General features: G+C 73.7%; 26 protein-coding genes. 6 read left to right on the plus strand and 20 right to left on the minus strand.

Annotation, left to right across the window (positions count from 1 at the left end; all coding sequences use genetic code 11):
• Nucleotides 1-25 precede the first annotated feature (25 nt).
• The 6 genes from IE180_RS07715 to hsaA (IE180_RS07740) all read right to left on the minus strand — a co-directional run bounded on the left by IE180_RS07715 (nt 26) and on the right by hsaA (IE180_RS07740) (nt 5,700).
• Nucleotides 26-895, minus strand: a complete 870-nt coding sequence (locus IE180_RS07715) for a MaoC/PaaZ C-terminal domain-containing protein (protein ID WP_190156017.1) — start codon at nt 893-895, stop codon at nt 26-28.
• Nucleotides 895-1,383, minus strand: a complete 489-nt coding sequence (locus IE180_RS07720; protein WP_190156018.1) for a flavin reductase family protein — start codon at nt 1,381-1,383, stop codon at nt 895-897. The genes IE180_RS07715 and IE180_RS07720 overlap by 1 nt, the downstream gene beginning before the upstream one ends.
• The gene (locus IE180_RS07725; RefSeq protein WP_190156019.1) at nt 1,371-2,264 is read right to left on the minus strand and encodes a VOC family protein; all 894 of its coding nucleotides are present in this window, start codon (nt 2,262-2,264) and stop codon (nt 1,371-1,373) included. Before IE180_RS07725 ends, IE180_RS07720 begins: the two co-directional genes overlap by 13 nt.
• A 97-nt stretch (nt 2,265-2,361) precedes the next feature.
• Nucleotides 2,362-3,234, minus strand: coding sequence for a 4,5:9,10-diseco-3-hydroxy-5,9,17-trioxoandrosta-1(10),2-diene-4-oate hydrolase (hsaD, locus tag IE180_RS07730; protein ID WP_190156020.1), 873 nt, complete (start codon nt 3,232-3,234; stop codon nt 2,362-2,364).
• 12 nt (nt 3,235-3,246) lie between these two features.
• A complete protein-coding gene (gene hsaA, locus IE180_RS07735) occupies nt 3,247-4,413 on the minus strand; it encodes a 3-hydroxy-9,10-secoandrosta-1,3,5(10)-triene-9,17-dione monooxygenase oxygenase subunit (RefSeq protein ID WP_190156021.1) in 1,167 nt (388 codons plus the stop codon).
• Between the two features lie 117 nt (nt 4,414-4,530).
• Nucleotides 4,531-5,700: a 3-hydroxy-9,10-secoandrosta-1,3,5(10)-triene-9,17-dione monooxygenase oxygenase subunit gene (hsaA, locus tag IE180_RS07740; RefSeq protein WP_190156022.1), complete on the minus strand. Its 1,170-nt coding sequence runs from the start codon at nt 5,698-5,700 to the stop codon at nt 4,531-4,533.
• Between the two features lie 181 nt (nt 5,701-5,881).
• Between hsaA (IE180_RS07740) and IE180_RS07745 the strand changes: the two genes are divergently transcribed.
• Complete coding sequence (locus tag IE180_RS07745) at nt 5,882-6,760, plus strand: IclR family transcriptional regulator (protein WP_229860364.1); 879 nt, start codon at nt 5,882-5,884, stop codon at nt 6,758-6,760.
• On the opposite strand, the gene IE180_RS07750 is transcribed toward IE180_RS07745, so the two are convergent.
• From IE180_RS07750 to IE180_RS07795, 10 genes are all read right to left on the minus strand, one after another.
• A complete protein-coding gene (locus tag IE180_RS07750; RefSeq protein ID WP_190156024.1) occupies nt 6,744-7,190 on the minus strand; it encodes an SRPBCC family protein in 447 nt (148 codons plus the stop codon). The genes IE180_RS07745 and IE180_RS07750 overlap by 17 nt on opposite strands.
• 128 nt (nt 7,191-7,318) lie before the next feature.
• Nucleotides 7,319-8,095: an SDR family oxidoreductase gene (locus tag IE180_RS07755; protein WP_190156025.1), complete on the minus strand. Its 777-nt coding sequence runs from the start codon at nt 8,093-8,095 to the stop codon at nt 7,319-7,321.
• Nucleotides 8,096-8,108: 13 nt separating this feature from the next.
• Entirely contained in the window at nt 8,109-9,155 is a 1,047-nt protein-coding gene (locus IE180_RS07760; RefSeq protein WP_190156026.1) for a ferredoxin--NADP reductase, read from the minus strand.
• Entirely contained in the window at nt 9,148-9,555 is a 408-nt protein-coding gene (locus IE180_RS36255; protein ID WP_229860365.1) for a hypothetical protein, read from the minus strand. The genes IE180_RS07760 and IE180_RS36255 overlap by 8 nt, the downstream gene beginning before the upstream one ends.
• A gap of 1 nt (nt 9,556) precedes the next feature.
• Nucleotides 9,557-10,711: a 3-ketosteroid-9-alpha-monooxygenase, oxygenase component gene (locus IE180_RS07770; RefSeq protein ID WP_190156027.1), complete on the minus strand. Its 1,155-nt coding sequence runs from the start codon at nt 10,709-10,711 to the stop codon at nt 9,557-9,559.
• A 31-nt stretch (nt 10,712-10,742) separates the two neighbouring features.
• Complete coding sequence (dmpG, locus tag IE180_RS07775; RefSeq protein ID WP_190156028.1) at nt 10,743-11,765, minus strand: 4-hydroxy-2-oxovalerate aldolase; 1,023 nt, start codon at nt 11,763-11,765, stop codon at nt 10,743-10,745.
• Nucleotides 11,766-11,776: 11 nt separating this feature from the next.
• Nucleotides 11,777-12,688, minus strand: a complete 912-nt coding sequence (locus tag IE180_RS07780; protein WP_229860366.1) for an acetaldehyde dehydrogenase (acetylating) — start codon at nt 12,686-12,688, stop codon at nt 11,777-11,779.
• A gap of 7 nt (nt 12,689-12,695) precedes the next feature.
• The gene (locus tag IE180_RS07785; protein WP_190156029.1) at nt 12,696-13,478 is read right to left on the minus strand and encodes a 2-keto-4-pentenoate hydratase; all 783 of its coding nucleotides are present in this window, start codon (nt 13,476-13,478) and stop codon (nt 12,696-12,698) included.
• A 940-nt stretch (nt 13,479-14,418) separates the two neighbouring features.
• Nucleotides 14,419-15,330 carry an SDR family oxidoreductase gene (locus IE180_RS07790; RefSeq protein ID WP_190156030.1) on the minus strand — a complete coding sequence of 304 codons (912 nt, stop codon included), beginning with the start codon at nt 15,328-15,330 and terminating at the stop codon, nt 14,419-14,421.
• 32 nt (nt 15,331-15,362) lie between these two features.
• Complete coding sequence (locus IE180_RS07795) at nt 15,363-16,139, minus strand: SDR family oxidoreductase (protein WP_190156031.1); 777 nt, start codon at nt 16,137-16,139, stop codon at nt 15,363-15,365.
• 78 nt (nt 16,140-16,217) lie between these two features.
• On the opposite strand from IE180_RS07795, the gene IE180_RS07800 reads away from it, so the two are divergent.
• The 5 genes from IE180_RS07800 to IE180_RS07820 all read left to right on the plus strand — a co-directional run bounded on the left by IE180_RS07800 (nt 16,218) and on the right by IE180_RS07820 (nt 19,996).
• Complete coding sequence (locus IE180_RS07800; RefSeq protein WP_190156032.1) at nt 16,218-16,991, plus strand: enoyl-CoA hydratase family protein; 774 nt, start codon at nt 16,218-16,220, stop codon at nt 16,989-16,991.
• Between the two features lie 14 nt (nt 16,992-17,005).
• Nucleotides 17,006-17,854: a CoA transferase subunit A gene (locus tag IE180_RS07805; protein WP_190156356.1), complete on the plus strand. Its 849-nt coding sequence runs from the start codon at nt 17,006-17,008 to the stop codon at nt 17,852-17,854.
• The gene (locus tag IE180_RS07810) at nt 17,851-18,624 is read left to right on the plus strand and encodes a CoA-transferase subunit beta (protein WP_190156033.1); all 774 of its coding nucleotides are present in this window, start codon (nt 17,851-17,853) and stop codon (nt 18,622-18,624) included. Before IE180_RS07805 ends, IE180_RS07810 begins: the two co-directional genes overlap by 4 nt.
• Entirely contained in the window at nt 18,621-19,685 is a 1,065-nt protein-coding gene (locus IE180_RS07815; RefSeq protein WP_190156034.1) for an NAD(P)H-dependent flavin oxidoreductase, read from the plus strand. Before IE180_RS07810 ends, IE180_RS07815 begins: the two co-directional genes overlap by 4 nt.
• 92 nt (nt 19,686-19,777) lie before the next feature.
• Nucleotides 19,778-19,996, plus strand: a complete 219-nt coding sequence (locus tag IE180_RS07820; RefSeq protein ID WP_190156035.1) for a hypothetical protein — start codon at nt 19,778-19,780, stop codon at nt 19,994-19,996.
• Between the two features lie 69 nt (nt 19,997-20,065).
• On the opposite strand, the gene IE180_RS07825 is transcribed toward IE180_RS07820, so the two are convergent.
• From IE180_RS07825 to IE180_RS07840, 4 genes are read right to left on the minus strand one after another with little or no spacing between them, the layout of a single operon-like run.
• Complete coding sequence (locus tag IE180_RS07825) at nt 20,066-21,223, minus strand: acetyl-CoA C-acetyltransferase (RefSeq protein ID WP_190156036.1); 1,158 nt, start codon at nt 21,221-21,223, stop codon at nt 20,066-20,068.
• Nucleotides 21,224-21,243: 20 nt separating this feature from the next.
• Nucleotides 21,244-21,849 carry a TetR/AcrR family transcriptional regulator gene (locus IE180_RS07830; RefSeq protein ID WP_190156037.1) on the minus strand — a complete coding sequence of 202 codons (606 nt, stop codon included), beginning with the start codon at nt 21,847-21,849 and terminating at the stop codon, nt 21,244-21,246.
• Complete coding sequence (locus IE180_RS07835) at nt 21,846-22,634, minus strand: SDR family oxidoreductase (RefSeq protein WP_190156038.1); 789 nt, start codon at nt 22,632-22,634, stop codon at nt 21,846-21,848. Before IE180_RS07835 ends, IE180_RS07830 begins: the two co-directional genes overlap by 4 nt.
• Complete coding sequence (locus IE180_RS07840; RefSeq protein ID WP_190156039.1) at nt 22,631-23,797, minus strand: acyl-CoA dehydrogenase family protein; 1,167 nt, start codon at nt 23,795-23,797, stop codon at nt 22,631-22,633. Before IE180_RS07840 ends, IE180_RS07835 begins: the two co-directional genes overlap by 4 nt.
• Between the last annotated feature and the right edge of the window lie 33 nt (nt 23,798-23,830).

Below are 23,830 nucleotides of genomic sequence, written 5' to 3' on the forward strand. Positions count from 1 at the left end.
GCCGTCCCCCGCCCCGGCCGCCGGGTCATCGCGCGGTGATCCGCGCGTCGGTGAGGACCGGCGCGTCCTCGCGGTCCGCGGCCGTGGCCGTCAGGCGGTAGCCGTCGGGGGTGTCCCAGACGCGCAGCCGCAGGGTCTCGCCGGGGAAGAAGACCCCGGCGAAGCGGGTGCGGCAGGTGGCGACCGCGCCCGCTTCGCCGTCGAGCAGACGGTCGGTGACGGCCTTGACCGCCATCCCGAAGGTGCAGAGCCCGTGCAGGACGGGCCGGTCGTGGCCCGCGCGCCGGGCGGTGGCGGGGTCGGCGTGCAGCGGGTTCCGGTCGCCGGTGAGCCGGTAGAGCAGGGCCTGTTGACGGAGCGTCGGGATCTCGGCCACCAGGTCGGGCTCGCGGTCGGGGGCGGGGAGGCGGTCCGCGGGGCCTCGGTCGCCGCCGAAGCCGCCCTCCCCGTGGACGAAGATCTGGTTGCGCTGGGTGATCAGCGGCTCGCCGTCCTCGCCGAGGAGGGTGGACTCCTGGACGATGACGGCGGCCCTGCCCTTGTCGTGCACGGCCGTGACGCGGGTGACCGCGGTCGCCCGGCCTGCGGCGGCCAGCGGGCGGTGCACGGTGATCTCCTGGCCGCCGTGCAGCACCTTCGCCAGGTCGATGTCGACGCCCGGCAGGTCGAAGACCTGGAAGCCGACCCCGCCGGTGCCGCCCGCGACGACCCCGAAGGTGGGCAGGACCTGGAGGCCCCGCTCGTGTCCTTCGTAGGCGTAGCGCAGTTCGCGCGGGTCGGTCTCGGGGACGCCGGCGCCGAGGGCGAGGTGGTAGAGCCGTACGTCGTGCTCGTTCCACCGGACGTCGGTGCGCACCGGCGGCGCGGAGGTCGCCTTCTCGACGTCGATCGGCATCAGAAGGCCCCCACGGCGTAGCGGCTGCGGAAGAACAGCAGCGGCCGGCCGTCCTCGCCGGCGTCGAGCGCCACCACCTGTGCGGTGACCAGGTGGTGGTCCCCGGCCTCGTGGACCGCGTCGAGTGCGCACTCCACGTGGGCGAGGGCCCCGTCGATGCGTACGGTGCCGTGCTCGCCGGCGCTCCAGGGCACCCCGGCGAACTTGTCGGGGCCGCTGCGGCCGAGCGCGGCGCAGGTGGCCTGCTGGTCCTCGGCGAGGATGTTGACGCAGAAGCGGCCCGCGCGCTGGATCCTCGGCCAGCTGGTGGAGTTCTTGCCGACGGCCAGCATGACCAGCGGGGGGTCGAGGGAGAGGGAGGCGAAGGACTGGCAGGCGAAGCCGACGGGTTCCGCGCCGTCGGCGTCGAGCGTCGCCACCACCGTGATGCCGCTGGCGAAGCGGCCGAGGACGTCCCGGAACTCGGAGGGCGGGATCAGCCGTTCCACTGGTGGCCCCAGAAGCTGTCGGCGGTGATCTCCTTCGCGACCCAGGTGGCGGGGTCGACGACGAGGCCGTCCCAGCCGTACTCGACCTGGAAGCCGCCGGGGGCCTGGGCGTAGAAGGACACCATGCGGTCGTTGGTGTGGCGTCCGAGGCTGGACGCGATGGGGATGCCGGCGGCATGCGCGCGGTCGAGTCCGCGGCCCACGTCGTCGAGGGTCTCCAGCTCGACCATGAAGTGCACGATGCCGGGGGGCAGCGCGCCCGGGTAGAGGCCGAGGCTGTGGTGGCGGCGGTTGGGGCTGAGGAAGTGCATCCAGTGGAAGTCCCGCTGCTCGGTGGCGGTCGGGACGGCCTGCGGCGGCAGCTTCATCGAGTCGCGCAGCTGGAAGCCGAGCAGGTTCTCGTAGAAGTCGAGCGCTGCCTCGACGTCCGGCACGGGGAGCACGACGTGGCCGAGGCCCAGGTCGCCGGTGACGAAGCGGTTGCCGTACGGGGTGCCGAGGGCGGTGTGGTCCTGCGCCTGGCCCCAGTAGATCTCCAGCGGGTTGCCGCCCGGGTCCGTCACGTGGATGAGGCCCCGGACGCGGCGCTCGGCGAGTTCGGCGGGGTCGGCGGCCTTGACGGCGACGCCCGCCGCCTCCAGTTCCCCGGTGGCGCGGGCGAGGGCTGCGGCGTCGGCCACCTCCCAGCCGGCCGCGAGGAGCCTGTCGCTCTCTCCCGCCCGGATGACGATGCGGTGGGCGCGGTCGTCCAGGCGGAGGCAGAGGGTGTCCTCGGTGGTGCCGGTCGCCTCCACCATGCCGAGGACGTCGAGCGCGTAGCGGCGCCACTCGTCCAGGGTGGTGGTCTCCAGGCGCAGGTAGCCGAGAGCACGGATGTCCATGGTGTGCACCTCTTCGGTGGAAGGTTCGGGAGGTTCGGAGAGTTCGGAGAGTTCGGAGAGTTCGGTGGGTGCGGCGGGCGCGGAGGGCCCGGCGGGTTCAGTGGGAGAAGAAGTCGACGGCCAGGCGGTTGAACTCGTCGGCCTGCTCGGTCTGGGCCCAGTGGCCGCAGTGCGGGAAGACGTGCAGACGGGCGTCGGGGATGGTCTTGAGGGCGACGAGCGCGCCGTCCAGGGGGTTGACGCGGTCCTCGCGGCCCCAGGTGAGGAGCACCGGGTGGGTGATCCGGTGGGCCTCGCGCCAGAGCATCGTGTCCCCGGCCCAGGCGGGGTTGGCGAACGAGGCGCCCATCCGGGCGCTGCCGAGCCGGGTGTCGGGATCGGTGGCCGAGGCCCAGCGCTCCTCGACGAGTTCGTCGGTGACGACGGACTGGTCGTACGCCATGACGCCGAGGAAGGCGCGCAGTTGCTCCTTGGTGGGTTCGGGCGAGGCGTTGAACTCGAAGAGCCGCTTGATGCCCTCGGTCGGGTCGGGGGCGAAGAGGTTGACGGAGACGCCTCCGGGGCCCATCAGGAGGAGCTTGCCGACCTTGTCCGGGTGGTTCAGGGCCATCCGGACGGCGGTGCCTCCGCCGAGGGAGTTGCCGATGAAGTGGGCCTGCCGGACGCCCAGTTCGTCCATGAGGGCGGCGACGGCGTCCGCGCTGTAGCTGAAGTAGTCCTTGTCGGGCTCCGGCTTGTCCGAGCGGCCGAAGCAGGGCTGGTCGACGAGCAGGGTGCGGAAGTGCTCGGCGAAGACGGGGAGGTTGCGGCCGAAGTTGCTCCAGGCGGAGGCGCCGGGGCCGCCGCCGTGCAGCATGATCACCACGGGCGCCCCGGCGGCCCGGCCGGCGGGCGCGGCCTCGTGGTAGTGGAGGGTGAGCCCGGCCGCCTCGGCGGTGCGGGAGGTCGACTGGTGGGTGAGTTCTGCCATCGTCGGCGCCTCTCAGGCCATGGTGTCGTGGATGTCGATGCCGAGCGCGCTCTGCCCGTACATGACGAGGGCCCGCTCGGGGTCGTTGGCGGCGTGGCCGCGGCCGGTGTGGGCGTCGCGCCAGGCGCGCTGGACGAGGCCGGGCCCGGTGCGCATGGCGCTGCCGCCGGAGTTCTCCATGAGCAGGTCGACCGCCGCGACGGAGCGTTCGGTGGCGAGGACCTGGTCGCGGCGGGTGCGGGTGCGCAGCTCCATCGGGATCTCCTCGCCGCGCTCGGCGAGGGCGTACATCTCGCCCATGTTGCGGGTCAGCTGCAGCCAGCTCGCGTCGATGTCGCTGGCGGCGCGGGCGATGCGGACCTGCGCGAAGGGGTCCTCGGCGACCTTCTGCCCGTACGAGACGCGGAACCGCTTCCTGGTCGCCTCGGCGTACGACACGAAGGCGCCCTCGGCGATGCCGACGATCGGGGTGGAGATGGTGGTGGTGAACACCCCGGCGTAGGGCAGCCGGTACAGCGGCTCGGGGTTGACCTCGTGACCGGGCACCTTCAGGGCGGTGACGGGGCCGAAGCTCAGGGCTCGGTGGTCGGGGACGAAGACGTCCTCGACGACGACGTCGTTGCTGCCGGTGCCGCGCAGGCCGACGGTGTCCCAGACGTCGTCGACGCGGTAGTCGGACCGGGGGATCAGGAAGGTCCGCATGTCGACCGGGTTGCCCTCGCCGTCGGTGACGATGCAGCCGAGGAGCGCCCAGCGGGCGTGGTCGCAGCCGGAGGAGAAGTGCCACCGGCCGGAGAGCCGGAAGCCGCCGTCGGCGGCGGTGGCCTTGCCGGTGGGGGCGTACGAGGAGGCGATGCGGGTCCTGGGGTCCTGCCCCCACACCTCCTGCTGGGCGCGGGGGTCGAACAGGGCGACGTGCCAGGGGTGGACGCCGACGACGGAGGCGACCCACCCGGTCGAGCCGCACGCCTTGGCGATCTCCTTGACCGCCGTGTAGAAGACCACCGGGTCCTCCGCGCGGCCGCCGAAGGCCCTGGGCTGGAGCAGCCGGAAGAAGCCGGTGTCCTCCAGCTCCTCGACGGAGGCGTCGGGCACGCGTCGCAGCGTCTCGGCCTCGGCCGCGCGGTCGCGCAGGACGGGGGCGAGGTCACGGATCGCTGCCAGGACGTCATCGGCCATGGGGCATCCCCTTTCGGGTCGTGGTGGGGGAATGCCAGGACCGTACGGCGTGCCGTACGGCGGGGAAATGCGCTGCTCCCACTGAGCGGGAACCCTCGCGCGGGAGGGCCCCGGCGGTCAGAGCATGGGGTCGTGGACGTCCATGCCGAGGGCGTCCCGGGCGTAGAGGACCAGGGCCCGTTCCACGTCGTTGGCCGCCTGCCCGCGGCCGGTGTGCAGGTCGCGCCAGGCACGCTGCAGGACGTCGTCGCCCGTGCGCAGCGGTCCGCGGCCGGCGTTCTCCATGAGCAGGTCCACGGCGGTGACGGCGCGTTCGGTGGCCAGCGCCTGGTCGCGGCGGGTGCGGGCGCGCAGCTCCCTCGGGATCCGCGCGCCGCCGCGCGCGACCGCGTACAGCTCCGCCATGTTGCGGGCGAGCTGGAGCCGGGCGGCGTCGATCTCGCCGGCGGCGCGGGCGATGCGCACCTGGGCGAAGGGGTCCTCGGCGGCCCGCCGGCCGGGCTCGGCCCCGAGGCGCTCGCGGGCGGCGGTGACCTGGTCCTCGTGGGCGCCCTCGGCGATGCCGACCATCGCGGTGGAGATGGCGGTGGTGAAGACGGCCGCGTACGGCAGCCGGTACAGGGGTTCGGGGTGGACGTCGTGCCCGGGGCAGCGCAGCGCGGTCACCGGGCCGTAGCCGAGCGCCCGGTGGGCGGGGACGAAGGCGTCCTCGACGAGGACGTCGTTGCTGCCGCTGCCGCGCAGTCCGACCGTGTCCCACACGTCGTCGACGCGGTAGTCGGCGCTCGGCACCAGGAGGGTCAGCACGTCGACCGGACGGCCGTCGCCGTCGGTGACGAGGCCGCCGAGCAGCGCCCAGCGGGCGTGGTCGCAGCCCGCGGAGAAGTGCCACCGGCCGGAGAGCCGGAAGCCTCCGTCGACGGCGGTGACCTTCCCGGTGGGGGCGTGGGAGGAGCAGATGCGGGCGGACTCGTCCGCGCCCCAGACCTCTTCCTGCGCCCGGGGGTCGAACTGGGCCACGTACCAGGGGTGGACGCCGAGGACCGACGCCGCCCAGCCGGTCGAGCCGCAGGCCTTGGCGATCTCGTGCACGGCGGCGTAGAAGACGGCGGGGTCGGCGGCGAGTCCGCCGTACGCCCCGGGCCGGAGCAGCCGGAAGAAGCCGGCGGCCTCCAGTTCCCCGACGGAGGCGTCGGGGAGCCGGCGCAGGGCCTCCGCCTCGGCCGCGCGCTCGCGCAGGGCGGGGGCGAGTGCGCGGACCGCCGCGAGGACGTCGTCGTCGCGCATGGGCGCCCCTCTCCGTTCCGGTCCGGTCGTGCCGTGACGGGAAGGAACCTACGCGTTACTGTTCCGAGACGGAACTCCCCCTTCCCAGCGCCCGTCGTCCTCTGGCAATCTCCACGCAATACCGGAGATTACGGACCCGGCCACGGGCCGCTCGGCCGTGCCGTCCGTGTGGGAGGTGTCGATGACGACCCGTGCTGTCGAGCCCGTCGGGGCCGGGGGGCCGCCTCTGTCCCTGCTGGAGAAGGCGGCGAGGGTGCTGAGCGCCTTCGAGAGCGCGGGGCCCCGGCTCACCCTCACCGAGGTCGTGCAGCGCTCGGGCATCCGCCGCTCCTCCGCGCACCGCATCCTCGACCAGCTGGTGCAGCTGCGCTGGCTGGAGCGCGAGGGCCGCGACTACCGGCTCGGCATGGGCATGCTGGAGCTCGGCGCCATGGCCTCGCACCACAACCGGCTCCGCCGGGCCGCCCTGCCCCACCTGCACGCGCTGCACGAGTCCACCGGCCATCTGGTGCACCTGACGGTGCTCGACGGCTCCGAGGTGGTCTATCTGGAGCGCATCGGCGGTTCGGACGACTCCGTCGTGCCCTCGCGCACGGGCGGGCGGCAGCCGGCGTACTGCACGGCCTCGGGCAAGGCGATCCTGGCCTTCGGCGACGCCGCGCCGGTGGAGCGGGTGATCCGGGACGGGCTGCGGGCGCGCACCCCGCGCACCCTCACCCGCCCCGAGTCCTTCCGCCGTGAGCTGGCGATGACGCGGGAGCGCGGCGTGGCCTTCGACCACGAGGAGGGGTACCGGGGGGTGTTCTGCGTGGCCGCCCCGCTGCGCGGCGCCGGCCGGGCCGTCGCCGCGATCTCGGTGAGCGGCCACGGAGTCCACCGGGAGATGGAGCGGCTGGCCCCGGCCGTGCGCGGCTGCGCGCGGTCGGTGTGGCAGTCGATGTTCGGACCGGGGCGGCAGCCGGAGAAGCGGACCCGGCCCGCCGGGGCGGGGCCCGCGGGGCTTCCGCAGCCCTCGATGGACGACATGATGGCCTGGCTGCGCTTCAGCGACTGGATGTGAAGCGCGCCCGCAGGGCGGCGAGGCCGGTGCCGTACGTGCCGTCCCCGAAGGCCGACTCCACCCGGGGCACCACGTCGTCGGTGCTCCGGTAGGCGGCGGACCACCGGACCTCCGACCCTTCGGGGTGCGGACGGACGGCGAGCGTCGCCACGTAGTCGTGGACCGGGAGCATGACGGGGTCGAGGAGGGCGTAGCGGTACGAGCGGGCGGCCGCGTCGCGGTCGAGCAGGCGCTCCCGGGCGACGGCCTCGCCGTCGACGGCGAAGACCCTGACGGTCCCGGGGACGGCCGGGTCGCCACCGCCCTCCAGGGTGGACGGCGGCACGTGGGGATGCCAGTCGGCGAGGGCGCCGAAGTCGCCGATGACGGCCCACACGGCGTCGGGGGCGGCCGGGACGACGGCGGAGCGTTCGAGCGTACGGGGGTTCACGGGCGTCTCCTCATGACGGACACGGGTGTGGGTGCGGGTGCGGGTACGGGTGGGGGCGCGGGTGCCGCAGGGGGGGCACCCGCGCGGATGCCCCTCCGGGTCCTCTCCGGGTGTCCTCGTACGGACCGTCACCAGGTGCCGTCGCCGCGCAGGACCGCGTCGGCGCCCCCGTCGGCGAAGACGACCTGCCCCGTCACGAGGGCGTTGTCGGGCGAGGCAAGCCACGCGATGAGCGGGGCGATCTGCTCGGGGCGGGCGTGGCCGTGCAGCGGCATCGGCACGCTCCTCTCGACGAGCCTCCGCGTCCCGGGGTCGTCGAGCAGCGGCCGGGTCAGGGGCGTGACGACCACGCCGGGGGCCACGGCGTTGAGCGGGACGCCGTCGCCGGCCCACGCCCCGGTGGGGGCCGCGCGGCGGACCCAGCGGGAGATCGCCGCCTTGGACGAGGAGTAGACGAGGTGGCCCTCCCCCCGGTCGACGGCCGCCCGCGAGGCGGCCACCGCAGCCTCCTCGTCCCCGGCGAGCGCGGCGTCCACGATCGCGGGGTCGACCGGGTGGACGGAGTCGATGGATCCGACGACCACGGCCCGGGGGTCGGTGCCGGCCACGAGCAGCGGACGCAGTCCGTCGAGCGTGGCCACGGCACCGAAGTGGTTGACCCTGACGGTGAGGGGGTCGAAGTGGGCGACGCCCGCGCAGGAGACGACGGCGTCGAGACGGCCGCCGGTCAGTTCGCGGGCCCGGGCGACGAGTTCGGCCCGGCCCTCGGCGGTGGACAGGTCGGCGCGGATGTCGCCGTCGGCGAGGTCGGCGCCGATGACGGTGTGGCCCTGTTTCCGCAGGAGGTCGGCGGTGGCCTCGCCGATGCCGGAGGCGGCTCCGGTGACCAGGCAGGTTCGGGGCATGACGGGCTCCTCGTCAGGAGTAGGTGATCTCGACCCGGTCGGTCAGGGGGAGGGCCTGGCAGGCCAGGACGTACCCCTCGGCGACGTCCTGGTCGTCCAGGACGTCGTTGCGGAGCATCGTGACCTCGCCCGCGACGACACGGCAGGTGCAGGCGCTGCAGGCGCCCTCCCGGCAGGAGTACGGGGCGTCCACGCCCGCGGCGAGGAGCGCGTCGAGCAGGGGCGCGGTCGGTGGCCAGGCGACCGTGTGCGTCTCGCCGTCGATCTCGACCCCGGCGGTCGCGCCGCCCTCGCCCGCGGTGTCCCGCGGCACCCCGGGGGTGTCGAAGACGTCCGCGCCGAGGGAGAAGAACCGCTCCCGGTGGATGCGGTCGCCGGGCGCGCCGAGCGTGCGCAGGGCCTGCTCGGCGGCGTCCATGAGCGGCTGCGGGCCGCAGACGAAGGCCCGGCGGCCCGCGTACGGAGCGAGCACGGGCACCAGCCGGTCCACGGACGGCAGGCCCTGGAGCGTCTCCAGCCAGTGGAGCACGAGGAACCGGTGCGGGTGTTCCTGCGCCAGCGCCCGCAGTTCGTCGCGGAAGACGACCGAGGACTCGTCGCGGTTGGCGTACAGCAGCACCAGCCCGCCCCGGCCGTCGGCCAGGACCGACTTGGCGATCGACAGGACCGGGGTGATGCCGCTGCCTCCGGCGACGAGCAGCAGGTCGTCGTCGAGGGAGTCCGGGGTGAAGGTGCCGGCCGGGGGCAGCGCCTCCAGCTCGTCCCCGGCCGCCAGCCGGTCGCAGACCCAGTTGGAGCCGTACCCGCCGGCGACCCGTTTGACGGTGATCTTCAGGGGCTCGCCGGTGTGGGGCGAGCTGGCGAGGGAGTAGCAGCGGGCGGCCGGTCTCCCGTCGGGGCCGGGCAGCTTCAGGGTGAGGAACTGCCCGGGGCGGTACGCGAAGCGGTCCGCGCTCTCCGCCGGTGCCTGGAGCACCAGGGAGTGCGCGTCGGCCGTCTCGGCGACGACCTCGACGACGCGCAGCCGGTGGGTGCGGGAGCTGGTCGTGGGCTCAGGCATCGACGGCCTCCGCGGTCGCGGTACCTGCCGCGCCGGCCTCCGGGAGGCCTGGCTCGGAGGATCCGGCCCCCGAGGAGCCGGAATCGGAGGATCCGGCCTCCGGGGAGGCGGCCTCCGGGGATCCGGCCTCCGGGGATCCGGCCTCCGGGAGGCCGGCCTCCGGGATCCCCGGCTCCAGGGTGCCGACCGTCAGGGTTCCGTCCTCGACCGCGCGGTCGATGCTCGCCCGCAGGGCCCGGCAGGTCCGCATCCGGGCGGTGGTCGCGCCCGGGCGCACCCGGTCGCGGAACTCCGCGCAGGCGACGGCCGCGTCGGCCGTCCACTGCACGGAGGTGTGGGCGACGCTGAACTTCTCGCACAGGACCTGGTTGCCGCAGGCCGCGCACTCCACCGCTCGCACGTCAGGCTCCGGTTTCCGTCTCCGCCGCGCGGCGCGCGAGGTTCTCCTCGACCTCGGCGCGCCATGCCGTGTTGGCGCGTCGGGTGTCGATCTCGAACTCGAAGCGGCGGGTCATCTCGTCCTCGACGTCGGCGACGTCGACGTAGAACTGCTCGTACCAGCGGCGCAGTTGGTAGACCGGCCCGTCCTCCTCGGTGAGCAGGGGGTTGTCGATCCGGGTCTTGTTCCGCCAGATCTCGACGTCCTGCTCGAAGCCGACGGTGGCCCCCTCGGCGGTGAGGCGCGCGGCCTCCGCGGCCTGCTCGTCCGTCATCCCGGGCAGCCGCTTCACGATGGCCCCGTACTGGAGCAGGAAGCTGTTCGCGTCGATCGGGTAGTGGCAGTTGATCAGGACGATCTCCATCTCCGCGCCGCCGCCGACGTCGCTGTAGAGGTGGTCGATCATGTAGGAGGGGCCGTGGTAGGAGGCGTCGGAGCGGAGGCGGCCGGAGCTGAGGGTGCCCAGTTCCATGTCCCCGCGGGGGCTGCTCTCCATGTACTGCGTGGCGACGTGGCCGTCGAAGACGTTCTTGAAGTGCTCGGGGAAGGCGTAGTGGACGTAGTAGAAGTGCGCCATGTCCACGACGTTGTCCACGATCTCGCGGCAGTTGGCGCCCTCGACCCGGAGGGTCTTCCAGGTCCAGTCGCTCCACCGGTCGGCGTCCGGGCCGTGGATGCCCGCGATCTCGGGGACGGTCACCTCGGGCGGCGGCGGGTTGCCCTCCGGGTCGTTCCAGACGAAGAGCTGCTTGTTCCGCTCCAGGGAGATCCAGGACCGGGTCCTGGCGCGCGGGGGGACCCTGCGGGCGTACGGGATGCCCGCGCAGCGGCCGTCGCCCGACCAGCGCCAGTCGTGGAAGGGGCAGGCGACGGCGTCGCCCTTGACGCTGCCCTGGGCGAGGTTGCCGCCCATGTGCGGGCAGTAGGCGTTCAGGACGTGCAGGCGTCCGTCGTCCTGTCCCCGGAAGACCACCAGCTTGGTGCCGAAGGCCTCGATCTCGTGCGGCTTGCCGTCCTCGAAGGCTTCGGCGAGGCCGAGGCAGTGCCAGCCACGGGCGAACCGCGTCGGCGGCCTGCCCGCGTCGATGACCCGGACCTCGTCGTTGAGAGCAGTCATCTCGTCCCTCCGGTTGCTGTCTCTGTTCGGTTCAGTGCTGTGCGGCGAGTTCGACGGCGATGTCGATGAGCTGGTCCTCCTGGCCGCCGACCAGACGGCGCTCGCCGGCACGCAGGAGGATCTCGGCGCCGGAGACGCCGTAGCGTTCGGCCTGCCGGTAGGCGTGCTTGAGGAAGCTGGAGTAGACGCCGGCGTGGCCCATCAGGAGGGCGAGCCGGTCGAGTCGGCACTCGTCGTCCATGACGGGGCGGACCACGTCCTCCGCCGCGTCGATGATCTTCAGTACGTCGACGCCGGTGCGGATGCCCATCTTGGCGCAGACGGCGACCAGGGCCTCGACGGCGGTGTTGCCCGCGCCGGCGCCGAGCCGGCGCGTGGAGCCGTCGATCTGCACGGCTCCGGCCTTGATCGCGGCGATGGAGTTGCCGGTTCCGAGGGAGAGGTTCTCGTGGCCGTGGAAGCCGACCTGGGCGTCGCCGCCGAGCTCGGAGACCAGGGCCTCGACCCGGGCGGTGACGTCGTCCATGACCATGGCGCCGGCCGAGTCGACGACGTACACGCACTGGCAGCCCGCGTCGGCCATGATCCTGCCCTGCCGGGCCAGCTTCTCGGGGGTCGTGGAATGGGCCATCATCAGGAAGCCGACGGTCTCCAGGCCCGTCTCCCGGGCGAGTCCGAAGTGCTGCTCCGCGATGTCGGCCTCGGTGCAGTGGGTGGCGATGCGGCAGATGCCCGCGCCGTTGCCGTGGGCGGCCCGGATGTCGTCCTTGACGCCGAGCCCGGGGAGCATGAGGAAGGCGATCCTCGCCCGCCGCGCGGTCTCCACCGCGACCTTGATCAGTTCCTGCTCGGGGGTCCTGGAGAAGCCGTAGTTGAAGGAGGAACCGCCGAGTCCGTCGCCGTGCGTCACCTCGATCACGGGGACGCCGGCGTCGTCGAGGGCGGCGACGACCGACCGTACGTCCTCCGCGGTGAACTGGTGGCGCTTGGCGTGCGAGCCGTCGCGCAGCGAGGAGTCGGTGACGCGGATGTCGAGGGTGTCCGAGTAGGGCATGGGGGTGCTCCTTACGCGCCCGGGGCGAGGAGCGCCTTGGCGAACTCCTCGCCGACCTTGGTGGCGGCGGCGGTCATGATGTCGAGGTTTCCGGCGTAGGGCGGCAGGTAGTCGCCCGCGCCCTCCACCTCCAGGAAGATCGCGACGCGGGCCGTCCCGCCGTTCTCCGGGCCGGGATCGTCGAACTGCGGCTCGGCGCGCAGCCGGTAGCCGGGGACGTAGGCGGCGACCCGCTCGGCGACCTCCTTGACGGAGAGCACGATGGCGTCCCGGTCGGCGTCCTCGGGGACGGCGCAGAAGACGGTGTCGCGCATGATGACGGGCGGCTCGGCCGGGTTGAGGATGATGATGGCCTTGCCGCGCCCGGCGCCGCCGATGGTCTCGATGCCGCGCGAGGTGGTGCGGGTGAACTCGTCGATGTTCGCCCGGGTTCCAGGGCCGGCCGAGACGGAGGCCACCGAGGCGACGATCTCCGCGTACGGCACGGGGACGACGCGCGAGACCGCGTACACCATGGGGATGGTGGCCTGTCCGCCGCAGGTGATCATGTTGACGTTGGGCCGGTCGAGGTGCTCGTGGAGATTGGCGGGCGGTACGACGGCGGGGCCGACGGCCGCCGGGGTCAGGTCGACCGCCTTGATGCCGAGTTCCGCGTAGCGCGGGGCGTTGGCCCGGTGGACGGAGGCGCTGGTGGCCTCGAAGACGATGTCGGGCCTCTCGTCCCGGGCGAGCAGCCGGTCGACGCCCTCGTGGCCGGTCTCCAGGCCGGCGCGGGCGGCACGGGCGAGGCCCTCGCTGTCGGGGTCGACCCCGATCATCCAGCGGGGCTCGACGTGCTCGGAACGCAGCAGCTTGTACAGCAGGTCGGTGCCGATGTTGCCGGAACCGACGATGGCGGCGGTCGCCTTTGTCCTGATGGTCATGATCACCTCAGATGAATGAGAGGGAGACGGAGCCGAGACCGGTGAACTCGGCGGTGAAGACCGTCCCGGCCGCCACGTCGACGGCCCGGGTGCACGAGCCGGGCAGCACCACGTGCCCCCTCCTCAGCGACACGCCGAAGCGGGCGACGGTACGGGCGAGCCAGGCGACGGAACGGGCCGGGTCACCGAGCACCGCGTCGCTGCGGCCCTCGGCGAGGAGCTCGCCGCCGCTGCTCAACCGGGCGCCGATGGAGGTGAGGTCGAGCTCGCGGGGGTCCCGGCCCTCCCCGACGACGTATCCGGCGGAAGAGGCGTTGTCCGCGATGGTGTCGGCGATGGTGATCCGCCAGTCCCGGATCCTGCTGTCGATCAGCTCCAGGGCGGGCACGACGCGTTCGGTGGCGGCGAGGACGTCCGCCGGGGTACAGGTCTCGCCCGGCAGGTCGTCGCCGAGGACGAAGCCGACCTCGACCTCGACGCGGGGGTGGCAGTAGCGGGCGACGGGGACGGGGTCGTGGGGCCGCAGCTCCATGTCGTCGAGCAGATGACCGTAGTCCGGCTCGTCGACGCCCATCATCCGCTGCATGACCGGCGAGGACAGGCCGACCTTGTGACCGCGCACCTCCGCGCCGGCCGCGAGGCGGTGGCGGACGTTCACGAGCTGGATCTCGTACGCGTCCACGGTGCCGATGCCGGGGAACGCGTCGGTCAGCGGAGCGATCGGTGCGACGTGCTGTTCGGCGGAGCGGAGCAGCTCGGCCGCCTCGTGTCTCCGGCGGTCCGTGAGCATGGCGGGTCCCTCCTGCGGGGCGGTTGGGGCTGTGCGGGGAGGCTAGGCCGGGGGTGTCGTCGCCGGGGAGCGCCATTTCCCGGTGAGCGGGAAAGCCCCACCGGCCCGGCGCGCCGCCGGGCCGACGCCCGCCCCACGCGTCCCGCCGGGCCGGCGCCCTGTGCCCCGCGGGGCCGGCGCCCTGTGCCCCGCCGGGGCGGCGCCACGTGCCCCACGTGCCCTACGCGTCCCGCCGGGTCGGCGTCCTGTGCCCCGCCGAGTCTGCGCCCGCCCCGAGGGATCCGCGCCCGGCAGGGCTGTGCCCCCGCCCACCCCGGTGCGGTCCGCATCCGGCAGGGACCGGTGCCCACCGGGCCGGTAGCCCGCGCGCGGCTGGGCGATGCCCCTCCCGACACCCGCCGTGCGGGGCCCGCGCCCGACGGGGCGGTGCCTCCTCCCGCACCTCCGTGTGGGCAATCGTCCCGCTGGGCGGGACGGGTGGGCACACGGGACGGCGCCCTCCAGCGGCGCCTCCGCGTTCCGCGCCCGGTCCCGCACCCCGTGTGCGCCGTGCCTATCGGTGCGGGTCCGGGCGCGGGAGCCTCGGGCGCCGGCAAGGGGCGCCGTTCCGTTGTGCCCACCCTCCCCCGAGCTCTCGGCTCCGCTCGAGCAGGGGGGACCCCCTTCGCCCCAGCGGAACGACTGCCCACAACGGCGGGCGCGAGGGGCGGGCACCGTCCGGCGGACGCAGCCCGCAACGGGGGCGCGGGGGCGGGCACCGCCCGGCAAGCGCAGGCCGCAACGGGGCCGGGAGCGAGGGTGGGCACCGCCCCGGTGGGCGCGCCCGCGACGGGGACGGTGGGGGCAGCCCGCACGGTGGGGGGAGCGTCCGGTGGGGCGCGCCCGGGACAGGGGGCGTGCCGGCCGGGGTGCGGGGTCGTCGCGGAGGCGCCCGGTGGGGTCAGCGGGTGCCGTACACCGGGCAGGGGGGTTCCGCGGCCGCGAGGAGCTTCAGGGTCGTTTCGCCCGCCTCCGCCGGGGTCCAGCGCGCCCCCTTGTCGGCCGTGGGGCCCGGCCGCCAGCCCTCCATGACCGTGATCCGGCCCGCCTCGGCCTCGAAGACACGCCCCGTGACCCCGGCCGAGGCCGCGGAGCCGAGCCAGACGACGAGGGGGGAGACGTTCTCCGGGGCCATCGCGTCGAACCCGGCCCCCGAAGGCGCGGCCATCGTCTCGGCGAAGGCCTGTTCGGTCATCCGGGTGCGGGCCGCGGGGGCGATCGCGTTGACCTGGACCCCGTACCGGCCCATCTCGGCCGCGGCGACGAGGGTGAGGCCGACGATCCCGGCCTTGGCGGCGGCGTAGTTGCCCTGGCCGACGCTGCCGAGCAGGCCCGCGCCGGAGCTGGTGTGGATCACGCGGGCGACGGGTTCGCGTCCGGCCTTGGTCTCGGTCCGCCAGTGCGCGGCGGCGTGCTTGAGCGGCAGGAAGTGGCCCTTGAGGTGGACGCGCATGACGGCGTCCCAGTCGTCCTCGCCGAGGTTGACCAGCATGCGGTCGCGCAGGAAGCCGGCGTTGTTGACGAGGGTGTCGAGACGGCCGAACGCGTCCAGGGCGGTGGCGACGAGCGAGGCCGCGCCGTCGGCGGTGGCGATGTCGCCGCCGTGGGCGACCGCCTCCCCGCCGGACGCCGTGATCTCGTCGACGACCTGCTGGGCGGGCCCCGCGCCGCCTCCGGTGCCGTCGAGGCCGACGCCGAGGTCGTTGACGACGACCTTGGCTCCTTCGGCGGCGAAGGCGAGCGCGTGCGCGCGGCCGAGTCCGCGGCCGGCCCCGGTGACGATGACGACCCGTCCGTTGCACAGTCCTGTCATGGTGGATCCCTTTCGGTGAGCGCTGGGTGGGTTCAGTGGTTGACCGTGGCCGCGTCCAGGAAGGCGGGGCGTTCCCCGCCCCCGTGCACGAGCAGGCTGGCGCCGGTGACGTAGGCGGCCCTGCCGGAGGCGAGGAAGACGCAGGCGGCGCCGATGTCGGCGGGTTCGGCGAGCCGGCCGAGCGGTACGGTGCGGCCGACGGAGGCGATGCCGTCCTCGTCCCCGTAGTGCAGGTGGGACAGTTCGGTGCGCACCATGCCGGGGACGAGCGTGTTGACCCGGACCAGCGGCGCCCATTCCACGGCCATGGACCGGGCGAGGCTGTCGAGGCCCGCCTTGGCGGCGCCGTAGGCCGCGCTGCCGGGTGAGGGGCGGGTGCCGCTGACGCTGCCGATCATGATGATGGAACCGCCTCCGCGCTGGAGGCGCATCACCTCGTACGCGGCCAGGGAGGCGGTCAGGGGGGCGACGAGGTTCAGTTCGACGACCCGGGCCTGTTGCTCGGCGCTTCCGTCGCCGAGCATCCGGAAGGGGGTCCCCCCGGCGTTGTTGACGAGGAGGTCCAGTCTTCCGTGGTCGTCCCGCACCCGGTCGAAGAAGGCCGTGACGGCGGCCGGGTCGCGCAGGTCGAGGGGGAGGAAGCGGGCCGTGCGCCCGGCCGCTTCGACGGGCTCTTCGGGGGCGCGTCGCGCGCAGGTCACGACCTCCGCGCCGGCTTCGAGCAGAGCGCGGACGATTCCGGCGCCGACGCCCCGCGTGCCGCCGGTGACGACGGCGACGGTTCCCGACAGGTCGATGGTGACTGCCATTGGACACCTCCCGCAGCGTGCGAACCGCTGCTATCTTCCACCTAACAAACGTTTGGTGGAAAGGTAGCTGATCTGCTCATGGGTGTCTCCACCTCCGCCCCCGACAAGGGCATCGCCGTCGTCACCGTCGACTTCCCCCCGGTCAACGCCCTCCCCGTACAGGGCTGGTACGACCTCGCCGCGGCGGTGCGCGCCGCCGGTGCCGATCCCGAGGTGCGCTGCGTCGTGCTCACCGCGGAGGGCCGCGGCTTCAACGCGGGCGTCGACATCAAGGAGATCCGGCGCACGGCCGGGCACGACGCCCTCCTGGGCGCCAACCGCGGCTGTTACGAGGCCTTCGCCGCCGTCTACGACTGCGCGGTGCCGGTGGTCGCCGCCGTGCACGGCTTCTGCCTCGGCGGCGGCATCGGCCTGGTCGGCAACGCCGACGCGATCGTCGCCTCCGAGGACGCGGCCTTCGGCCTGCCCGAGCTGGACCGGGGCGCGCTCGGCGCCGCCACGCACCTGGCCCGGCTCGTCCCCCAGCAGCTGATGCGGACCTTGTACTACACCTCGCGCACGGTCACCGCCGAGGAACTGCACCGGCACGGCTCGGTCTGGCGGGTCGTCCCGCGCGAGCGGCTGCTCGACACGGCGCTCGAACTCGCGCGGGAGATCGCCGCCAAGGACGGACAGCTGGTCCGGCTCGCCAAGGCCGCGATCAACGGCATCGACCCGGTGGACGTCCACCGCAGCTACCGCTTCGAGCAGGGCTTCACCTTCGAGGCCAATCTCAGCGGCGTCGCCGATCGGGTCCGCGACGCCTTCGGCAAGAACGACACCTTCGGCGAGGACGAGGAGCGGCAGTCGTGAGCAGGGACAAGACGATGACCGCCGAGGAGGTCGTGGGCCGGCTCCGGAGCGGGATGACGATCGGCGTCGGCGGCTGGGGCTCGCGCCGCAAGCCGATGGCGCTGGTGCGGGCGCTGCTGCGGTCCGACGTCACCGACCTGACCGTGGTGTCGTACGGCGGCCCGGACGTCGGGCTGCTCGCCGCGGCCGGGAAGGTCCGCAAGCTGGTCGCGGCCTTCGCCACGCTCGACTCCGTGCCCCTGGAACCGCACTTCGGCGCGGCCCGGCAGCGCGGCGCCTTCGAGCTGGTGGAACTGGACGAGGCCATGCTCATGTGGGGCCTGACGGCCGCCGTGCACCGGCTGCCCTTCATGCCCATCCGGGCCGGACTCGCCTCGGACGTGATGACCGTCAACCCGTCGCTGCGGACCGTCACGTCCCCGTACGACGACCGCGAGGAACTCGTCGCGGTCCCCGCGCTGCGGCTGGACGCCGCGCTCGTCCACCTCAACCGTGCCGACGCGCACGGCAACGGCCAGTACCTGGGACCCGACCCGTACTTCGACGACCTGTTCTGCGAGGCCGCCGACGCCGCGTACGTGTCCTGCGAGCGGATCGTGGAGACCTCGGAGCTGCTCAAGGACGCGGGCCCCCAGTCGCTGCTGGTCAAGCGGGCCTTCGTCGACGGCGTCGTCGAGGCCCCGAACGGCGCGCACTTCACCTCCTGCGCGCCGGACCACGACCGGGACGAGGCCTTCCAGCGCGCCTACGTGAAGGCGGCCCGGGACCCGGAGGCCTGGCGGGAGTTCACCGCCCGGTTCCTGTCCGGCGACGAGGACGCCTACCAGGCCGCGGTCGCGGCGTTCCACGAGGAGGAAGCATGAGCGGCACCGACACCCCCGCGACGGCCACGCGGGCCGAGTACTGCGTCGTCGCCTGCGCCGAGGCCTGGCGGGACGCCGGCGAGGTCCTGGCCAGTCCCATGGGCACCGTCCCGACGATCGGCGCCCGCCTCGCGAAGCTCACCTTCGCCCCCGACCTGCTGCTGACCGACGGGGAGGCGCTGCTCATCGCCGACGTCCCGGCGGTGGGCGCCGCGCCGCGGGTGGTGGAGGGCTGGCTGCCGTACCGCCAGCACCTGGCCATGGTCGCCACCGGGCGCCGGCACGTGATGATGGGCGCGAGCCAGCTCGACCGGTACGGCAACCAGAACATCAGCTGCATCGGCGACTGGGCGAGGCCGAGGCGCCAGCTCCTCGGCGTGCGCGGCGCTCCCGTCAACACCCTGAACAACCCGACCAGTTACTGGGTGCCCAAGCACTCGACACGCGTCTTCGTCGAGCGGGTCGACATGGTCTGCGGCGTCGGCTACGACCGGGCCGCCGCGGCCGGCCCCTCGGCGACCCGCTACCACCGCCTCCCGGACGTCATCAGCGACCTGGGCGTCTTCGACTTCGAGACCCCGGACCGCACCATGCGGCTGCGCTCGCTGCACCCCGGCGTCACGGTCGAGGAGGTCGGGGAGGCCACCGGCTTCGCGCTGACCGTCCCCGACGAGGTGCCGTACACCCGTGAGCCCACCGCCGAGGAACTCCGTCTGATCCGCGGGGAGATCGACCCGAAGGGGCTGCGCGACCGGGAGGTCCCCTCATGAGCGACGTCACGATCGCCACGCCGCTCACCGAACTCGTCGGGGTCCGGCACCCCGTCGTGCAGACCGGCATGGGATGGGTGGCCGGTCCCCGCCTGGTCTCGGCCACCGCGAACGCCGGCGCGCTCGGGATCCTGGCCTCGGCGACGATGGGCGTCGACCGGCTCCGCTCCGCGGTGCGCGAGGTGAAGTCCCGTACGGACGCGCCCTTCGGCGTGAACCTGCGGGCGGACGCCGGGGACGCGGGCGAGCGCGTGCGGGTCATCATCGACGAGGGCGTGAAGGTCGCCTCGTTCGCGCTCGCGCCGTCCCGCGAGCTGATCGCCCGGCTCAAGGACGCGGGCGTCGTCGTCATCCCGTCCATCGGGGCCAGGCGGCACGCCGAGAAGGTCGCCGCGTGGGGCGCCGACGCGGTGATCGTGCAGGGCGGGGAGGGCGGCGGCCACACCGGCAGCGTCGCCACCACCGTCCTGCTCCCGCAGGTCGTGGACGCCGTGGACATCCCGGTCGTCGCGGCCGGCGGCTTCCACGACGGGCGCGGCCTGGTCGCCGCCCTGGCGTACGGCGCGGCCGGCGTCGCCATGGGCACCCGCTTCCTGCTCACCTCCGACAGCACGGTCCCCGACGCGGTGAAGGCCCGCTACCTCGCCGCGGCGGTCACGGACGTCACGGTCACCACGAAGGTGGACGGTCTGCCGCACCGGATGCTGCGCACGGAGCTCGTCGACGCGCTGGAGCGCTCGGGCCGGGCCGCCTCGCTGCTGCGGGCGGTCCGGCACGCCGCGGCCTTCCGGCGCGATTCCGGCATGGGCTGGGCGCAGATGGTCCGGGACGGCCTGGCGATGAGGCACGGCAAGGACCTGACGTGGAGCCAGGTCCTGCTGGCCGCCAACACCCCGATGCTGCTCAAGGCGTCCATGGTCGAGGGCCGTACCGATCTGGGCGTGATGGCCTCCGGTCAGGTCGCGGGGCTGATCGACGACCTGCCGTCCTGCGCCGAGCTCGTCGACCGGCTGATGGCCGAGGCACGGGCGGCACTGGGCTCCCTGCCCCTCGCGGACTGACCGGTCGCACGCGTGTCCGCCGGGGTGCCTTCACCCCGGCGGACACGTCTCTCGACCGCGACTTCTCCGCACCTCCTCCGAGCGGAACCCCCATGCCGATCCAGCGGCTGAACCACGCCGTCCTCTTCGTCTCCGACCTGGAGCGCAGCCCCGCCTTCCACCGCGACGCCTCCACCGAGGCCCTCTGCGCCCGGGATCCGGACGGCATCGAGTGCGAGGTGCGCCGGCCGGTCCCCGACGCGGCCGTCACCGGGGAGCTCCCGGCGATGACCTCGCCCGCCCGCTCGACGTCGACGCCGAGATCGCGGTGACCGGTGCGGGGACCCCCGGCGGTCCCCGCACCGGTCACGCCGTGCGGCGCGAGCTCTTCACCGGTGGCGTCACAGACGCTCGATGATCGTCACGTTGGCCTGGCCACCGCCCTCGCACATCGTCTGGAGGCCGTAGCGGCCGCCGGTGCGCTCCAGTTCGTGCAGGAGGGTGGTCGTCAGCTTGGTGCCGGTGGCGCCGAGCGGGTGGCCGAGGGCGATGGCGCCTCCGTTGACGTTGACCTTCTCCGGGTCGGCGCCGGTCTCCTTCAGCCAGGCGAGGACGACCGGGGCGAAGGCCTCGTTGATCTCCACCAGGTCGATGTCGTCGAGCGTCATCCCTGCCTTCTTCAGCGCGTACGCCGTCGCCGGGATCGGGGCCGACAGCATCCGGATCGGGTCCTCGCCCCGGACGGACAGGTGGTGGACGCGGGCGCGCGGGGTGAGGCCGTGTTCCCGTACGGCGCGCTCCGAGGCGATCAGCATCGCCGAGGCCCCGTCGGAGACCTGAGAGGAGACCGCGGCGGTCAGCCGGCCGCCGTCGACCAGCGGCTTCAGACCGGCCATCTTCTCCAGGGTGGTGTCGCGGCGCGGGCCCTCGTCGGTGGTGACGTCGCCGTGGGGGACGATCTCGCGGTCGAAGCGGCCCTCGTCGATGGCGCGGGCGGCCCGCTGGTGTGAGCGGAGGGCGAACTCCTCCATGTCCCGGCGGGAGATGTCCCACTTGGCGGCGATGAGCTCGGCGCCGTGGAACTGGTTGACGGGCCGGTCGCCGTAGCGGGCGCGCCAGCCCGCGGAGCCGGCGTACGGGCCCTCGGTCAGGCCGAGCGGGTCGGCGGCCTGACGGCTGGCGAAGGCGATGGGGATCATCGACATGTTCTGCACGCCGCCCGCGACCACCAGGTCCTGGGTGCCGGACAGGACGCCCTGGGCGGCGAAGTGCAGGGCCTGCTGGGAGGAGCCGCACTGCCGGTCCACGGTCGTGCCGGGCACCTCCTCGGGCAGTCCGGCGGCCAGCCAGCAGGTGCGGGCTATGTCGCCGGCCTGCGGGCCGACGGTGTCCAGGCAGCCGAAGACGACGTCCTCGACGGCGGCGGGGTCGGCCCCCGAGCGCTCCATCAGCGCCTTGAGGACGTGCGCCCCGAGGTCGGCCGGATGGACGGCGGACAGTCCGCCGCCCCGCCGCCCGACCGGGGTGCGTACCGCTTCGACGATGTAGGCCTCGGCCATGGTCACTCCTTGTGCGTGTGTCATTCGTGTGTCCGGTGTCCGTCCCGGAGGGCGACGCCCTCCAGCACCGTCGACAGGTACTGGCGGGCGATCTCCTCCGGGCTGTGCTGTCCGCCCGGCCGGTACCAGGACGCGGCGACCCAGACGGTGTCGCGCACGAAGCGGTAGGTGAGCCGGACGTCGAGGTCGGTGCGGAAGGCCCCGGTGGCCACGCCGCGCTCCAGGGTCCTGAGCCAGGCCTCCTCGAACCTCCGCCGGGAGCCGGCGAGATAGCCGAAGCGCGGCTGCTCCCGCAGGTGCCCGGACTCCTTCTGGTAGATGGCGACGGCGGCGCGGTGCCGGTCGATCTCCCGGAACGATTCGGTGACGAGGGCCTCCAGGGTCTCCCGGGGCCCGAGGAGCGCGGCGAGCACGGCGTCGTACCGGACCCACAGCTCGTCCAGGAAGGCGCGGAGGATCTCGTCGAGCATCGACTCCTTGGAGTCGAAGTGGTGGTAGAGGCTGCCGGCGAGCAGGCCGGCCGCGTCGGCGATGCGGCGGACCGTGGTGGCGTCGTACCCCTGGGCGGCGAAGACCTCGGCCGCCGTGTCCAGGATCTCGCGGCGCCGCTCCGGCGCCGGTCTCACGGGTGCTGGCTGCTGACGGAGAGGACCTCCCCCGTCAGGTACGAGGAGTAGCCGCTGGCCAGGAAGACGATCACGTTGGCCACCTCCCAGGGTTCGGCGTGGCGTCCGAAGGCCTCTCGGGAGGTGAGTTCCTCCAGGAGTTCGGGGGTGGTGACCTTCACCAGGTGCGGGTGCATGGCCAGGCTCGGGGAGACGGCGTTGACGCGCACGCCGTACTCGGCGGCCTCCAGGGCGGCGCAACGGGTGAGCGCCATCACGCCGGCCTTGGCGGCGGCGTAGTGGGCCTGTCCCTTCTGGGCCCGCCAGCCGATCACCGAGGCGTTGTTGACGACGACGCCCCCGGCGCCCCCGGCCTTCATCCGGCGCAGTGCGGCGCGGGTGCAGCGGAAGGTGCCGTCGAGGGTGACGCCGAGGACCTCGTCCCACTGCGCGTCGGTCATGTCGACGAGGTCGGCGGTGCCGCCGAGGCCCGCGTTGTTGACGACGACGTCGAGGCGCCCGTGGCGTTCCGCTGCGAGGTCGAACAGGGCGGCGACCTGGGTCTCGTCGGTGACGTCGCAGGGCAGGGCGGCGACGCGGTCGGCGCCGAACTCCGCGGCCAGTTCGGCCTCGGTCTCCTTCAGGCGGCGGGCGTGGGCGTCCGAGACGACGACCCGCGCGCCCTCCTCCAGGAGTCGTCTGGCGGTCGCGCCGCCGATTCCGGCGCCGGCCGCGGCGGTGACGACGGCGCCGCGTCCGGCGAGCAGGCCGTGGCCCGGCACGTAGGGGGGTGGTGCGCCGGTCATGGGCGGGCCTCCTTGGGCAGGCCGAGGACGCGCTCGGCGATGATGTTCCGCTGGATCTCGTTGGAGCCGGCGTAGAGGGTGTCGGAGCGGGAGAAGAGGTAGAGCCGCTGCCAGTCGGTGAGGTCGTACGGTTCGCCGTCGGCCAGCATCCCGGCGGCGCCGCAGACGTCCATGGCGAGTTCGCCGAGTTCCCGGTGCCAGGTGGCCCAGAAGATCTTCCCGATGGAGGCCTCGGGGCCGGGGGCTCCGGCGGCGACGCCGTCGAGCATGCGCAGGGCGTTGAACCGGATGGTCTCCAGGCCGATCCAGGCGCGGGCGACGCGGTCGCGGATCAACGGGTCGGCGGCGGCGCCGTTGCGCTTGGCCAGTGCGACGACGGCTTCCAGTTCGCGGCGGAAGCCGACCTGCTGGCCGAGGGTGGAGACGCCCCGCTCGAAGCCGAGGGTGGCCATGGCCACCCGCCAGCCGTCGCCGGGGGCGCCGACGACGTGGGAGGCGTGGGTGCGGGCCCCGTCGAAGAAGACCTCGTTGAACTCGGAGGTGCCGGTCAGCTGGACGATGGGCCTGATCTCGACGCCGGGCCGGTCCAGGGGGACGAGCAGGTAGGACAGGCCGTGGTGGCGGGTGGATCCGGGTTCGGTGCGGGCGAGGACGAAGCACCAGTCGGCCTCGTGCGCGAGTGAGGTCCAGACCTTCTGTCCGGTGACCACCCAGTCCTCGCCGTCCCGTTCGGCGCGGGTGCGCACGTTGGCCAGGTCCGAGCCGGCGTCCGGTTCGGAGTAGCCCTGGCACCACTGCTCCTCGACGCTGACGATCTTCGGCAGGAAGCGCTTCCGCTGTTCGGGGGTGCCGAAGGCGATGAGGGTGGGTCCCAGGAGCTGTTCGCCGATGTGGCTGACGCGGGCGGGGGCGTCGGCGAGGGCGTACTCCTCGTGGAAGGCGACCTGCTGTTCCAGGGTGGCGCCCCGGCCGCCGTACTCCTCGGGCCAGCCGACGCAGGTCCATCCCGCCGCGGCCATGTGCCGCTCCCAGGCGAGGCGTTCGGCGTGTGCCTCGTGTTCCCGTCCGGGGCCGCCGCGCCCGCGCAGGGCGGCGAACTCGCCCGTGAGGTTGGCGCTCAGCCAGCCGCGGACCTCTCTGCGGAACTCCTCGACGTCGTTCATGGCCGTACGTTAACCTACCAAACACTTGTTAGG

Origin of the sequence: Streptomyces litmocidini (genome assembly GCF_014649755.1) — a bacterium.
In the GTDB taxonomy this organism is placed as follows: domain Bacteria; phylum Actinomycetota; class Actinomycetes; order Streptomycetales; family Streptomycetaceae; genus Streptomyces; species Streptomyces litmocidini.